The organism is Aidingimonas halophila (assembly GCF_900106955.1).
GTDB classification, from domain to species: Bacteria; Pseudomonadota; Gammaproteobacteria; order Pseudomonadales; family Halomonadaceae; genus Aidingimonas; species Aidingimonas halophila.
Genome location: NZ_FNNI01000001.1, coordinates 125,189 through 138,144, shown reverse-complemented (window position 1 = coordinate 138,144; position 12,956 = coordinate 125,189). Strand labels below are relative to the sequence as shown.

The following is a 12,956-nucleotide window of genomic DNA, read 5'->3' as shown; positions in this document are numbered from 1 at the left end:
ATCAGGACCTAACGGTGACGAAAGCGCAGGCGTCGCCGTCGACGGCGACGCCAGTTGCGTGAAACATGCCAGCGCCAGATCAAGCGGATGATCAGATTGCCGAGTAACCCCGCGATGAGGGCGCTGACCAACGATCCGATGGTGAGTGCTGGAAGAATATCCATTGCCTGTTCGGCGACCCAGCGTGTAGAGACTCTTTCGGGAGCCTCGCGAGCCGGGGTATCCAGTAGCCAACTCCCCAGGCGGTAATTACCGTAATATATCAGTGGCATGGTGAGTGGGTTGGTGATCCAGACCAGGCCGACCGATAGCGGCAGATTACAACGAAGCAGCCAGGCCCCGAACGCGGCCAGCAGCATCTGAAAAGGGATAGGGAGCAGCGCACTGAACAGGCCGACCATGAACGCGTTGGCCACACTACGTCGTGAAAGCATCCAGAGTGACGCATCACTGATGAGGGGCTCGATAACGCGCAGCGACCGATTGCGCTTGAGCGCATCGGGATGGGGAAGGTAACGCTGAAGGAACCGGCGCGGCATGGCGTCCCTCTGGCCTTTCGAACTCGACCCATTATCCATACAAGTTTCATGTCTCGCCATGCTGTCGGCTTGAGCAGTGATGGCGAACCAAACCGAGGGCAACGGAATGCAAATCGGTTGGGCTATGCCAGCGGCGCTTGCTGCGTTGGCGGGAGTCGTCTTGGGACATTGGGCGCCTCCCGGGCTGTTCGAGTCATGGGCATTGGCAATGTTGATGGCCGTGCGGCGTCCCAAGCGAGTCATGATGATGGCGGCACTGGGCTGGACCGCTTCATGCATTCTGCTCTCGACAGGTGCCGAGTTACCGGAAGGTCTGTCGCGCCAGGATCTGCGTTTGGAAGGCCGTGTTGTATCCAGTGAGTTTGCCGATGATATAACGCGCTTACGCTTCCGGGTCGACCGATGTCGGCCGTTATCCTCGTACCTGCCAAGTTGTGACAAGCTCGATCTGGTGAAATTGTCCCTATACGGAGATCAGCGCCTCCGGACGGGGGAGCGCTGGTCCTTGACTACCAGGTTGCGGCCTCCCGGTGGCTTTTCCAATCCTCATACATTCAATTATCGCGCTTGGTTGTGGCGGGAAGGTATCGGTGCCACCGGGTATGTGCGCGATGAGCCCATGGCTGAACGTTTGGCTTCGGCGCCATGGTCGTTGCGTCAAGCAGCGCTGGCATACCTGGATGAACAGGAACTGGGGGATCGAACCCGTCGCTGGCTGGCTGCACTCAGCCTGGGTGCCGGAGAGCGCCTCGCCGACGATGACTGGAAGTTGCTCAACGGTAGCGGAACCACGCATCTGGTGGTTATCTCGGGGTTGCATGTCGGTCTGATTGCTGCCGGTATGCTGATGATATGTCGGGGGATAGCTCGCCTGCTGATGCCTGAACAGTGGCGTCTGACGGTATGGCCCTGGTGGGCTGCAGGATTGACCGCGGCGGGCTATGCCGGACTGGCCGGCCTCGAGCCCCCGGCCTTGCGAGCGATGATCATGACCATTATCGGCTTGTGGGTGGCAAGTGGCCGTCATGCCCCCGGCGTCTGGCAGGCATGGTGGCTCGCGTTGGCCCTGGTGATCATCATCGACCCATTATCAGCGTGGCGACCGGGGCTTTGGCTCTCGTTTCTGGCTGTGGGCTTGTTGATCGTGGTGTGGCAAGGACGGTCACGGCCACGTGGTGTACGAGGATGGCTGTGGGCACTGCTACGTACGCAGTGGCTGTTGGCGCCGTTGATGGCGGGAGCAGCGCTGCTGGCTTTCCAGCGACTGGCACCGGTGGCGCCATTGGTGAATCTGGTGGCTGTGCCCTGGGTGAGTAGCATTCTGGTACCGCTGGGGCTATTGGGCTGGTTGTTGGCCTGGGCGCCTCCACTGGCCGAGGTGTGCTGGTCCGGATTTGAATTGGCGAGCCAGTGTCTGCAGACAGTACTGGCGTCGGCTGTGACGATGATACCGGCGTGGACGCCTCCGCACTGGATGATCATGCCGTTGTCGTTATCTCTGATGATACTGTCGGCATGCTGGTCCTTGCCTGGATTACACAGAACGTTGCGGTGGGGAGTCAGTTTGGTTCTGCTGCTGTTTCCTCTGACATTGGAGGCGCCCACGCCGGCGGCCGATGAGATACAAGTCAGAATTCAGGACGTGGGGCAGGGGCTCGCCATTGATCTGCAGACCCGGAGTCATCGGGCACTCTACGATCTGGGGCCGAAGTTTCGTTCGGGCTTCATGCCGTTGGAAAGTCTATGGCCGCCGGGGCGTCATTTCGATCGCGTCATCGTCAGTCATGGTGACATGGATCATGCCGGGGGACTGGATGCCATGAAGTCCCATACGGTAGCACAATTCATGGCGCCCGCCGGCGAGTCGCTGGCGGTTTCCACCGACGCCTGTCGGCGTGGCGATGCATGGCAGTGGGATGGTGTGAGGTTCCGGTTCCTATGGCCACCGGCGGATTCGTCAGAGACACTCACCAGCAATGATCGTTCTTGTGTGTTGCTGGTGGCGTCCCCACGCCGACGATTGCTGATCACCGGCGATGTTGGCCATCGTGTCGAACGCCAGTTGCTCGACTCGCTGGAGGGGCCTGTGGATGTCTTGGTGGCCGGCCACCATGGCAGCAAGACGAGCTCCGGTAGGCGCTTCCTTGAAGCGCTCTCGCCACGTCACGTGGTTTTCAGTGCAGGCCGTGATAATCCTTTTGGCCATCCGGATGACACGATCGTCAGGCGTTTTCGGCAACAGGGAAGTTGCCTCTGGAGCACAGCCAGTGATGGGGCCCTGACACTGACCATGGACGGGTCGAGAATACGGATTGTCGCGGAACGGCCACCGGCCGGTGGTGTCGGCTCCCACTGCCATCAGGTAGAATCAATGCCCAATAGCGGTTTACCTGTCGACTGAAGTCATCAATAGTAGCGGAGCAAGTGTGTCGCAGTACTCGGGTTGGTCCTCATATAAACAACTGCTGGGCTATGTCAGACCTCACTGGCGTTCCTTTTCCCTGGCTGTCGTGGGCTATGCGATCTATGCAGCCTCAAGTACTGCATTGGCCGAGATGATGAAGCGCTTGATCGATGGCATCCAGAACCCGGATGCTGCCTTTCGGCTGTTCCTGCCGCTGTTTGTCGTGGGGATGTTCGCGGCTCGTGGATTGGGGACCTTTCTTGGGACCTATTTCATGAGTGATGTCGCGCGCAATGTGGTCCATACCCTGCGTTGTAATGTCTTCAACCACATGCTGCATCTTCCAGGCCGTTTTTTCGATTCCCATTCCAGTGGTCATCTGATTTCACGCGTCACCTACCATGTCGAACAGGTCACTGGTGCCGCGACGCGGGCAGTGACGATTCTATTGCGTGAAGGACTGTTCGTGATTGGCCTGGTGGGTTACCTGCTCTGGACCAACTGGATGCTGACGCTATTGTTCCTGGCTGTCACTCCGCTGATTGGCGGTGTCGTCAGTTATGCCAGTAAGCGATTCCGGCGCTTGTCGCGCCGCATTCAGCACTCCATGGGTGACGTGACTCATGTCGCCTCCGAGGCGCTATCGGGCTATCGTGTCGTCAGGACACATGGTGCAGAAGACTATGAGAAACGCCGCTTTGCCGATGCCAGTGAGTACAATCGCCAGCAGAGCATGAAAGAGGCACTGACCAAAGCGATTTCCACACCCATCATCCAGTTGCTGATCGCTGCCGCGTTGGCCACGTTGGTGTGGTTTGCCATGTCCCCTGCGCTTATGTCGGATATGACGCCGGGCGAATTCGTCGCCTTCATCACGGCGGCCTCATTGATGGCAAAGCCGGTTCGCCAGTTGACCGAGATCAACAGTGAGATCCAAAAGGGTATTGCGGCATCCGGTGAACTCTTTAGCTTGATGCGGGAGCCGACCGAACGCGATGAGGGGACACGGGAGCCAGCGGCTCTACAGGGACATGTGCGCATTCAGAACGTGTCTTTCGCCTACGGGGAGGACCAGCCCGAGGTGTTGAAGGGCATCGACATCGAGGTCGAACCTGGGGAAATGGTTGCCATCGTGGGTCGCTCCGGTAGTGGCAAGTCGACTCTGGTAAGTCTGTTGCCACGTTTTTATCGCCCCACAGCCGGGGAAATCCGTATTGATGATGTTCCGATCGAAGAGTACCGATTGTCACCACTGCGACGTCAAATCGCACTGGTGTCACAGCAGGTGACCCTGTTCAACGCCAGCATTGCCGATAATATTGCCTATGGTGTGAACGACGCATCGTCCGAAGCCATTGAAGCCGCGGCCCGCGCGGCATATGCCCATGAGTTCATTGAGCGTATGCCCAATGGATATGACACGCTCATCGGCGATAATGGCGTGATGCTCTCCGGTGGGCAGCGTCAACGCCTGGCGATCGCACGAGCCATCTTCAAGAATGCGCCCATCCTGATCCTCGACGAAGCGACATCAGCACTCGATACGGAGTCCGAACGCTATATCCAGCGGGCCCTGGAAGAGGTGTGTCGCGGTCGTACGACATTCGTCATTGCCCATCGACTCTCCACGATCGAACGAGCGGATCGGATCCTGGTCATGGAGCATGGAGAAATCGTCGAAGAGGGAACGCACGAAGACTTGCTGGTGCGTGGCGGCCCCTATGCAGCACTTCATCAGTTGCAGTTTCAGGAGACGATGTGAGCCTGTCTGCTCGACTGCTTGATGCCTGGTATAACGATGCCCCCTGGCTCAAGGCATTGCGCCCCTTGGCATGGGCCTACCAAGCCGTGATAACACACCGATCACGTGCCTATGCAGCAGGCAAGAAGCGGGTTTGGAAGGCCCCGGTGCCGGTGATCGTGGTGGGTAATATCACGCTGGGAGGGACCGGTAAGTCCCCTTTGGTTGCGTGGTTGGCTCAGTGGTTGGCCGAGCAGGGTTGGCGTCCCGGAATCGTATCCCGGGGGTATGGTAGCGCCGGGAAAACATATCCGCTGCTGGTGACCCGTGATACTCCGGTATCGGGCTGTGGGGATGAGCCCGCCATGTTGGCGGCGCAATTGGATACGCCATTGGTGGCCGACCCCGACAGGCCCCGTGGCGCGCGTCGACTGCTTGATGAAGGGTGCGATATCCTGTTGGCAGATGATGGTCTGCAGCACTTGGCATTGGGGCGGGATATCGAATTGGTGGTCGTGGATGGCAAACGCGGCTTCGGCAACGGCGCGTGTCTGCCGGCAGGGCCATTGCGGGAACCACTATCTCGGTTGGAACGAGTCGATGCCGTGATCGTCAATGGTCAAGCGCAGTTGGCAATGGTTCCAGAGCCCTTCCATATGACGCTGGAGCCGTTACAGTGGCGTCGACTCGCTGACGACCGGATACAGCCGTTGACGCCGGCGCCATTCTCGTCACCGGTGCATGCCGTTGCGGGCATTGGACATCCTCAGCGTTTCTTCGCGACGCTGGAGGCGCTGAACGTACCGCACTATGCGCATGCGTTTCCCGACCACCATACCTTTCATGCGTCTGACTTGGCATTCGGGGATCGGGCACCTGTTGTCATGACGGCAAAAGACGCGGTCAAGTGCCGCGATATTGTCGGTCCGGATTGCTGGGTGCTCGATGTTGTCGCGGCGCCGGAGGCGGCTTTCGTCCACTGGCTTTCACAACGACTCGATGCGCTGCATGATACGACGGACGGCGCTCCAATGGAGGGTGGGTCGGTTTCTGTTCAGACGAGGTGCGACAATGGATAAGCAACTATTGGCCATGCTGGTTTGCCCGCTTTGTCAGGGCAAGCTGAAATACGATCGTGACAACGCCGAGCTCAAGTGTCATTACGACGGTCTGGCATTTCCGATTCGCGACGGTATTCCGGTGATGCTGGAAGAAGAAGCGCGAGTGATGTCGGTCGATGAAAAACTGGGAAAGACGTCACCATCCGATGATGATCGGAGTCGGCCGGCATGATCGATTATACGGTTGTCATTCCGGCACGGTATGCTTCGAGCCGGTTGCCTGGGAAGCCGTTGCTGGACATTGCCGGAGCGCCGATGATCGTCCATGTCTGGCGACAGGCCTGCCGGAGCGGCGCATCGCGAGTGGTGGTGGCAACCGACGATGAGCGGATTCGTGACACGATCGATGCTGTGGGTGGTGAGGCCCTCATGACTCGGCCGGATCATCCGTCAGGAACCGATCGGTTGGCCGAAGTGGCCGATATGCTGGCGATGTCGTCGGATGACATTCTGGTCAACGTACAAGGCGACGAGCCATTACTGCCTCCCGCTCTGATCGATCAGACGGCATTGCGGCTGGCCGACGATCCTGAGGCATCCATTGCCACGCTGGCCGAGTCGATCACGGAGGTGAACGACCTGTTCAATGCCAATGTGGTCAAGGTCGTGCGTGACCTCGAGGGGCGAGCGCTCTATTTTTCCCGCGCGCCGATCCCTTGGGACCGTGACGCTTTCACGGGTCGGCCGGAAATGCTCGAACATGATGCCTGGCTTCGACATATCGGCCTGTATGCTTATCGGGCCGGCTTCCTTCTGGCCTATCGAGATTGGGCGCCTTCTGCGCTCGAGCAGCTCGAACAGCTCGAGCAATTACGAGCGCTGCAGCATGGTCATCGTATCCTCGTCGCTCGGGCACGTGAGCCGCACCCTGCCGGTGTCGATACGTCAGAGGATCTGGAAAGGGTCAGAGAGTGGCTGGCGACAGCCTCCCACCAAGGGTGAGTGTATGCGTATCTTGTTGGTTTGTCTTGGTAACATTTGTCGCTCTCCGACGGCGGAAGCCATTCTTTTACAGCATCTGAAGCGAGCCGGATTGGCCGATACCGTCACGGTGGATTCATGCGGTACGGGACCCTGGCATGTCGGAGAACCCCCGGACCCGCGCGCGCAAGCGGCTGCCGCCCAGCGTGGCATCGATATGAGTGATTTGAGAGCTCGTCAGCTCGCCGTTGAGGACTTCTATCGTTTCGACTACCTGTTGGCCATGGATCATGAGAACCTTGCCGTGCTGCAGTCACGCCGTCCGACTGACAGCGAAGCTCATATCGGCCTGTTCCTCGAGATGGGTGGGATGAAAGGCAAAGCGGTCCCTGACCCTTATTTTGGTGGCAGTGATGGCTTCGATGGTGTTCTGGACCTGATCGAGGCTGGTGCTGACGGCTTGATTCAGCGATTGCAGGCTCGTATGGAGATGTCGCGGTGAGACTTGACTGGCAGCGCGACCGCGATCTGAGCAATGCCAATACGCTGGGATTGCCCTGTCGAGCTGAACATTATCTGCTGGCCCGGACGCCTGAAATGTTGCGTCAGGCCTGTCGACTCGCCCGTCAGGAGGGGTGGCCGCTGACGCTGCTGGGAGGCGGGAGCAACCTGATCCTTGGCCCGTTCTTGGCAGGCGCGGTCGTCCGTCCGACATTCTCGCAATGGCAAGTTGAAGCGATTGATGACGAGAGTGTCCGGGTTCATGTCGATGCGGGCATGAACTGGCATCGCCTGGTCATGTCGCTGGCCGAGCAAGACCTGTGGGGCGTCGAGAATCTGGCGTTGATTCCTGGTCATTGCGGTGCTGCGCCAATCCAGAATATCGGGGCCTATGGGGTAGAGCTGTCAGATATCCTTGAGCGCGTGCAGGTCTATTTCCCCGAAAGCGATGACTTTTCCAGCCTGAGTGCGTCGGATTGTGCCTTCGGCTATCGAGACAGCATCTTCAAACGCGAATTGGCCGGTCGGGCGTTCATCACGGGACTGGTATTGCGGTTGTCACGCCGACCGAGGCCTCGTTTGACTTATGGCGACCTGGCCGACCGGGTCGGCCCGGAGCCAACGGCCAAGGCCATTGCAGAGGCCGTATGTCAGGTACGCCGAGAAAAGCTGCCTGACCCCAGCGACTTGTGCAATGCCGGGAGCTTCTTCAAGAACCCTATCGTCTCCCGAGACCATGCGCAGTCGCTATTGAAAAGCGATCCGGGTATGCCCTGCTTTCCGCAACCGGATGGCAGCGTCAAGCTTGCCGCGGGCTGGTTGATCGATCAGTGCGGTCTCAAGGGAAAACGCCACGGGGCGTTTGGTGTTCATGAAAGGCAGGCATTGGTGCTGGTGCACTATGGCGGGGGAACGGCGCGGGAATTGTTGTCGTTTGCTCAAGATATTGCCGGAAGAGTGGCCGAACGTTTCGGTGTGGTACTGGAACGGGAACCGCGTGCAATAGGCATCGAGTAGCCGGCGCGGTCACAGAAGACGACGGGCCCGGAACAGCTCGGTTCCGGGCCCGTCGTCCTTGCGTCACATGCCAGGCTCAGTGCTGGCTGTTTTCCGACGGGGTTTGCTGCTCACGCCGACGCATCTCGCGCGGGTCGTTGTGTGCCCGTCGGCGGCGTCGGGGGCGTGTCGCCTGCACCTCGTCATCCCGTTGGCCGTCTTCAACCGATGCCGTCATCGACGTTTCACCGTCAGTCGTTTGCTCGGTCGCTGCCTCGTCGTTTGTTTCCGACTCGGATGTCTGTTGTTGCTGAGTCGTCATACCTGACTTGGCGGTCGCGTCGTCTGACGACGTGCTTTGCTGTTCAGCGAACGGCACATCCGGCTGCATTGTAGAGGAGCGGGTATCCGGTGCAGATGACTGGGTCGTCGCCTCGGATGATTGATGCGCCATGGTATCCGTTGGCTCGGAAGAAGCAGAGGACGGAGATTCCGACGTGGCGGGCGTCTGGGTCGGCGCCTGCTGTGACACTGACTCGGTTCGAGTCGGCTCGGATTGGCCCGTAGCCTCGCTGTTGACCTCGGTCGTTGCGTCGACGTCGGCGCTCGGTTCTGAGGCGTCTTCTACAGCATCCGCTGTTTTCTGCTCGGTCGCTTCCGCAGTTCCCGGCTCAACCGCTTCGGTGACTGATGCCACCTTGTCGGTTGCCTGCGCCGTCTCTGGTGGTGTAGCCGCTGCAGGGGCTTCATCCGATGTTGCCTGATTGGATGATGTCTCCGGTGCGGTGGCAGGTTGTGCCGTGTCCCGAGGCGTCGGGTCGGCCGTTGCGCGTTCTTCGCCGCCCTTGTCGGCAATCGTCTTGGGTTGGGACTCCTGTGTGCCAGCCTCAGACGGCTGGCTTGTCACTGTCTCAGCCTCTGTCTGCAGACGTTGCTGCTCGGCTTCTGCCTTCGGATTGATGGCATGCTTGCGGGTACGCTTGCGAGGATTATTACGCGTGCGCTTGGGCTTGCTGTCCGCGGTTTCCTGTTTTCCTTTTTGCGAATCCTCGCCGTTCGCCTTGGCCTGGCCGTTCGTCTTGGGCTTATCGGCCGCCTTGGGTTTGTTGGCGGTCGATTTGCCTGATGTGTCACCGGATGACTTGTGTGAAGTCGATGCGCCGCCAGATTGACGCTGACCATCCTGTCGTCCACCACGTTTGCGGGTATCGCCTTGATCACTGTCGTCGCTGCGCGTATCGCTCTTGGGCGAGCGGGACTCGTCCTGGCGCTGGGAGTTCCTGGTGCGGCTGTCATCGCGCTCCTGTTTGCCGTTGCGTTGACGCTGACGGCGCTGTCCTCCGTTGCCGCTACGGTTCTCGGAAGGTTCTTGTCCGGAAGAAGAGGTGCCGTCACTGCGCGTAGACTTCTCACGAGCGGGTTGGGAGCTCTCTTGCCGCGAAGATGACGTGGTCGTCTGTTGACCCGAGGGTCGGGGAGTCGCTGGTGCCTCGGAACCACCACCTCCTCCGAGCAACTTGCCGAACCCTTTGAACAGCCGCGAGATGACACTGGCTTCATCGTCACTGGATGGTGCGGTAGAGGGTTCTTGCTGCAGTGACGCAGGAGCCGGCGCATTATGAGCAACACTTTTGACAGCGGCTTCATCACGCTGAACGAGTTTGTCGGCACGCGTGTCGGGCTCTTTGCCGATCTCGCTCTCGGTGGAGAGCTCGAAGCTCGACTTGTCGGGGCCTTCACTGTCGAGATGATCGTCGCGGAGCCGCTGGACATCGTAGTGCGGTGTGTCCATATCGGCGCTGGGCAGCAGCACCAGGCGAACGTTTTGCCGGCGTTCGACGTCGGCGAGGACGTTGCGCTTTTCATTGAGCAGGTAGGTTGCGACCGAGACCGGCAGGATGGCTCGGATGTGTGCGCTGCGCTCCTTCATCGCCTCTTCTTCGATCAGGCGTAGTATCGACAGTGACAGGGAGCGAACATCACGGATCGTGCCCTGGCCGACACAGCGGGGGCAGACGACTCCGCTGGTTTCACCGAGTGAAGGGCGCAACCGTTGACGGGACATTTCCATCAGACCGAAGCGCGAGATTCGCCCGATCTGTACCCGCGCACGGTCGAGCTTGAGCGCGTCACGGACGCGATTCTCGACTTCACGCTGGTTACGGGCCGGACTCATGTCGATGAAATCGATGACCACCAGGCCGCCGATGTCTCGTAAACGTAGCTGCCGCGCGATTTCATCGGCCGCTTCCAGATTGGTCTGTAATGCCGTCTCTTCGATGTCGCTGCCGCGTGTGGCTCGTGACGAGTTGATGTCGATGGACACCAGCGCCTCGGTATGATCGATGACGATCGACCCGCCCGAGGGAAGCTTGACCTCGCGCTGGTATGCCGTTTCGATCTGTGACTCGATCTGGAAACGCGAGAACAGAGGCACTTCGTCGGCGTAGAGCTTGATCTTCTGTTGATAAGAAGGCATCACCTGGCGAATGAAGGCCAGGGCTTCCTGATGGATTTCGGGACTATCGATCAGGACTTCGCCGATGTCGTGACGCAGGTAGTCACGCATCGCCCGAATGATGACATTGGACTCACGGTAAATCAGAAACGGCGCTGGACGCTTCCCGGCTTCCTCGGTGATCGACTCCCAGACCTGGACCAGATAATCGAGGTCCCACTGCAACTCTTCCGGTGTGCGCCCGATACCCGCCGTACGAACGATGACCCCCATCTTGTCAGGCAGGGTCAATTGTCCCATGGCTTCCTTGAGCTGGCTGCGTTCTTCACCCTCGATCCGGCGGGAGATGCCGCCGGCACGAGGATTGTTGGGCATCAATACCAGAAAGCGACCCGCCAGACTGATGAAGGTCGTCAGCGCTGCCCCTTTGTTGCCGCGCTCTTCCTTGTCTACCTGGACGATGATCTCCTGACCTTCCTTGAGCACATCCTTGATGTTGGGACGTCCCGAGACCTCTTTGGTGAAATATTCGCGAGAAATTTCCTTGAGGGGCAGAAAACCATGTCGATCGGCGCCGAAGTCCACGAACGCAGCTTCCAGTGAAGGTTCGATGCGGGTGATCTTGCCACGATAGATGTTGGCTTTTTTCTGTTCCCGGGCACCGGATTCGATGTCCAGGTCATACAAGCGTTGACCGTCGACCAGCGCGACACGCAGCTCTTCCGGCTGAGTCGCATTGATGAGCATTCTTTTCATGTCGTCTCGCTAACAAAGGGCGTGCCGAAAAGCGCCCTATGGCGTCGACGAAGGCGAACCTTTGGGTGCTGCGTGCTTGTGCTCAGTTCATGTCACGAAGGCAATGTTGCATTCCGCCAATACGGAACGGTGTCGTTCCGCAACTGGGACGGCTGACCATGTTGTGAGTACGCGGCGGTGGCAGAACATGTTTCGGCTAGCGATACGCTGGTCCGGCTCTGCGGTCTACCGCCAGACACCTGGCATTCATCGATTCGCCAACGCCGGCTTCCGGCACGCGATGACTAAGCCCCGTGGCCATGATTCGCACACTAAAGCGCGACTCGGGTCCGGGCGTGGCGTAACTAATCGTTTCTTTCGGGCGGTAGTATGTCGTTGCGATGACATCGACCGCCTTGTTTCGGCGCTCTGGCCTGCGTGTCTGTCGTGCAGGCGCGTTTTTCGGACGCTTCTCGCCCATCTGAGCGCGTAAGAAATATACCAGCAATAGTCAGTCGCAGCAATTGACACAACACCCGGTCCGCTGAGGTAGAATGCGCTATGTTGCTGCGCATAACGGGAGACGAGCATGGCCGAGGGACGCGATGTGCGTTGGGTCGAGGTGCAGGAGGATCAGGCGGGACAGCGTATCGACAATTTTCTTCGCTCCCGTTTGAAAGGGGCGCCCAAGTCGCTGATTTATCGTGTCGTACGGAAAGGCGAAGTGCGCGTCAACAAGAAACGCGTCAAGGCAGACCATCGGTTGTCTCCGGGCGATGTCGTGAGGATTCCGCCCTTGCGACTGGCGCCGGAAGAGGCGGTTCAGGAAGTGAGTGATAGCCTGCGTAACCTGTTGGCGGGAAGCGTATTATTGGAAGGGCCCGACTGGTTGGTGATCAACAAGCCTTCCGGCCTGGCCGTGCATGGAGGAAGTGGTGTCAAGATCGGCTTGATCGAAGCGCTTCGCCAGGTACGCGAGGATCTTGACTTCCTGGAGCTCGTGCATCGCCTGGATCGTGACACCTCGGGGTGTTTATTGCTGGCAAAGTCCCGTACGGGATTGCTCTCACTCAACGAGTCACTCAAGAAGCACCGCATGGAGAAACGCTACCAGGCTCTGCTGGCAGGACGCTGGCCGGCACGACGCGAGTTCGTCAGTGCTCGGCTGTTACGCTACGAGGCGGGCAACGGTGAACGCCGTGTGCGCGTTGACACCCAAGGGAAGGTCGCAAGAACACGATTTGCCGTTCGCGAGGCGCTGCCTGATATGACTCTGGTCGATGTGGAGCCCGTGACCGGTCGGACGCATCAGATACGTGTCCATGCAGCACATGCCGGCTGCCCCTTGTTGGGTGACGACAAGTATGGCAACCGAAAGGAGCAGCTTCTGACCCAGCGTTTGGGGTTGTCGCGCCTTTTTCTTCACGCTGCGTCATTGACATTCCCCGAACCTCGCAATGGCCGTCCGGTCAGTATCAAGGCACCGCTGGATGAGACCCTGCAGGCCGCCCTGGCTCGGGCACGTCAGTGGTCTTGAGAT

The 12,956-nt window shown here is 59.3% G+C and carries 10 protein-coding genes; 8 read left to right on the top strand and 2 right to left on the bottom strand.

Features of this window, described 5'->3' with window-relative positions; all coding sequences use genetic code 11:
• Window positions 1-8 precede the first annotated feature (8 nt).
• On the bottom strand, window positions 9-539 hold the full coding sequence (locus BLW01_RS00650) for a DUF2062 domain-containing protein (RefSeq protein WP_092568061.1): 531 nt from the start codon (window positions 537-539) through the stop codon (window positions 9-11).
• A gap of 106 nt (window positions 540-645) precedes the next feature.
• On the opposite strand from BLW01_RS00650, the gene BLW01_RS00645 reads away from it, so the two are divergent.
• Genes BLW01_RS00645 through murB form a run of 7 tightly spaced genes read left to right on the top strand, consistent with a single transcriptional unit; the run spans window position 646 to window position 8,244 of the window.
• Window positions 646-2,940: a DNA internalization-related competence protein ComEC/Rec2 gene (locus tag BLW01_RS00645; protein WP_092568060.1), complete on the top strand. Its 2,295-nt coding sequence runs from the start codon at window positions 646-648 to the stop codon at window positions 2,938-2,940.
• Window positions 2,941-2,965: 25 nt separating this feature from the next.
• Window positions 2,966-4,705, top strand: coding sequence for a lipid A export permease/ATP-binding protein MsbA (msbA, locus tag BLW01_RS00640; RefSeq protein WP_092567567.1), 1,740 nt, complete (start codon window positions 2,966-2,968; stop codon window positions 4,703-4,705).
• Window positions 4,702-5,763, top strand: coding sequence for a tetraacyldisaccharide 4'-kinase (gene lpxK / locus BLW01_RS00635; protein WP_092567566.1), 1,062 nt, complete (start codon window positions 4,702-4,704; stop codon window positions 5,761-5,763). The genes msbA and lpxK overlap by 4 nt, the downstream gene beginning before the upstream one ends.
• The gene (locus BLW01_RS00630; protein WP_092567565.1) at window positions 5,756-5,977 is read left to right on the top strand and encodes a Trm112 family protein; all 222 of its coding nucleotides are present in this window, start codon (window positions 5,756-5,758) and stop codon (window positions 5,975-5,977) included. The genes lpxK and BLW01_RS00630 overlap by 8 nt, the downstream gene beginning before the upstream one ends.
• On the top strand, window positions 5,974-6,747 hold the full coding sequence (kdsB, locus tag BLW01_RS00625) for a 3-deoxy-manno-octulosonate cytidylyltransferase (RefSeq protein WP_092567564.1): 774 nt from the start codon (window positions 5,974-5,976) through the stop codon (window positions 6,745-6,747). Before BLW01_RS00630 ends, kdsB begins: the two co-directional genes overlap by 4 nt.
• 4 nt (window positions 6,748-6,751) lie before the next feature.
• On the top strand, window positions 6,752-7,228 hold the full coding sequence (locus BLW01_RS00620) for a low molecular weight protein-tyrosine-phosphatase (protein ID WP_092567563.1): 477 nt from the start codon (window positions 6,752-6,754) through the stop codon (window positions 7,226-7,228).
• A complete protein-coding gene (gene murB / locus BLW01_RS00615) occupies window positions 7,225-8,244 on the top strand; it encodes a UDP-N-acetylmuramate dehydrogenase (protein WP_092567562.1) in 1,020 nt (339 codons plus the stop codon). Before BLW01_RS00620 ends, murB begins: the two co-directional genes overlap by 4 nt.
• A 76-nt stretch (window positions 8,245-8,320) precedes the next feature.
• On the opposite strand, the gene rne is transcribed toward murB, so the two are convergent.
• Window positions 8,321-11,437, bottom strand: coding sequence for a ribonuclease E (rne, locus tag BLW01_RS00610; protein ID WP_092567561.1), 3,117 nt, complete (start codon window positions 11,435-11,437; stop codon window positions 8,321-8,323).
• A 568-nt stretch (window positions 11,438-12,005) separates the two neighbouring features.
• Between rne and BLW01_RS00605 the strand changes: the two genes are divergently transcribed.
• A complete protein-coding gene (locus tag BLW01_RS00605) occupies window positions 12,006-12,953 on the top strand; it encodes an RluA family pseudouridine synthase (protein WP_092567560.1) in 948 nt (315 codons plus the stop codon).
• Window positions 12,954-12,956: the final 3 nt, after the last annotated feature.

Excerpts from the sequence above, each read along its gene's own strand:
- BLW01_RS00650 (WP_092568061.1), bottom strand. The coding sequence starts at position 539 with ATGCCGCGCCGGTTCCTTCAGCGTTACCTTCCCCATCCCGATGCGCTC.
- kdsB (WP_092567564.1), top strand. The coding sequence starts at position 5,974 with ATGATCGATTATACGGTTGTCATTCCGGCACGGTATGCTTCGAGCCGG.
- BLW01_RS00605 (WP_092567560.1), top strand. The coding sequence starts at position 12,006 with ATGGCCGAGGGACGCGATGTGCGTTGGGTCGAGGTGCAGGAGGATCAG.
- BLW01_RS00630 (WP_092567565.1), top strand. The coding sequence starts at position 5,756 with ATGGATAAGCAACTATTGGCCATGCTGGTTTGCCCGCTTTGTCAGGGC.
- rne (WP_092567561.1), bottom strand. The coding sequence starts at position 11,437 with ATGAAAAGAATGCTCATCAATGCGACTCAGCCGGAAGAGCTGCGTGTC.
- BLW01_RS00645 (WP_092568060.1), top strand. The coding sequence starts at position 646 with ATGCAAATCGGTTGGGCTATGCCAGCGGCGCTTGCTGCGTTGGCGGGA.
- BLW01_RS00620 (WP_092567563.1), top strand. The coding sequence starts at position 6,752 with ATGCGTATCTTGTTGGTTTGTCTTGGTAACATTTGTCGCTCTCCGACG.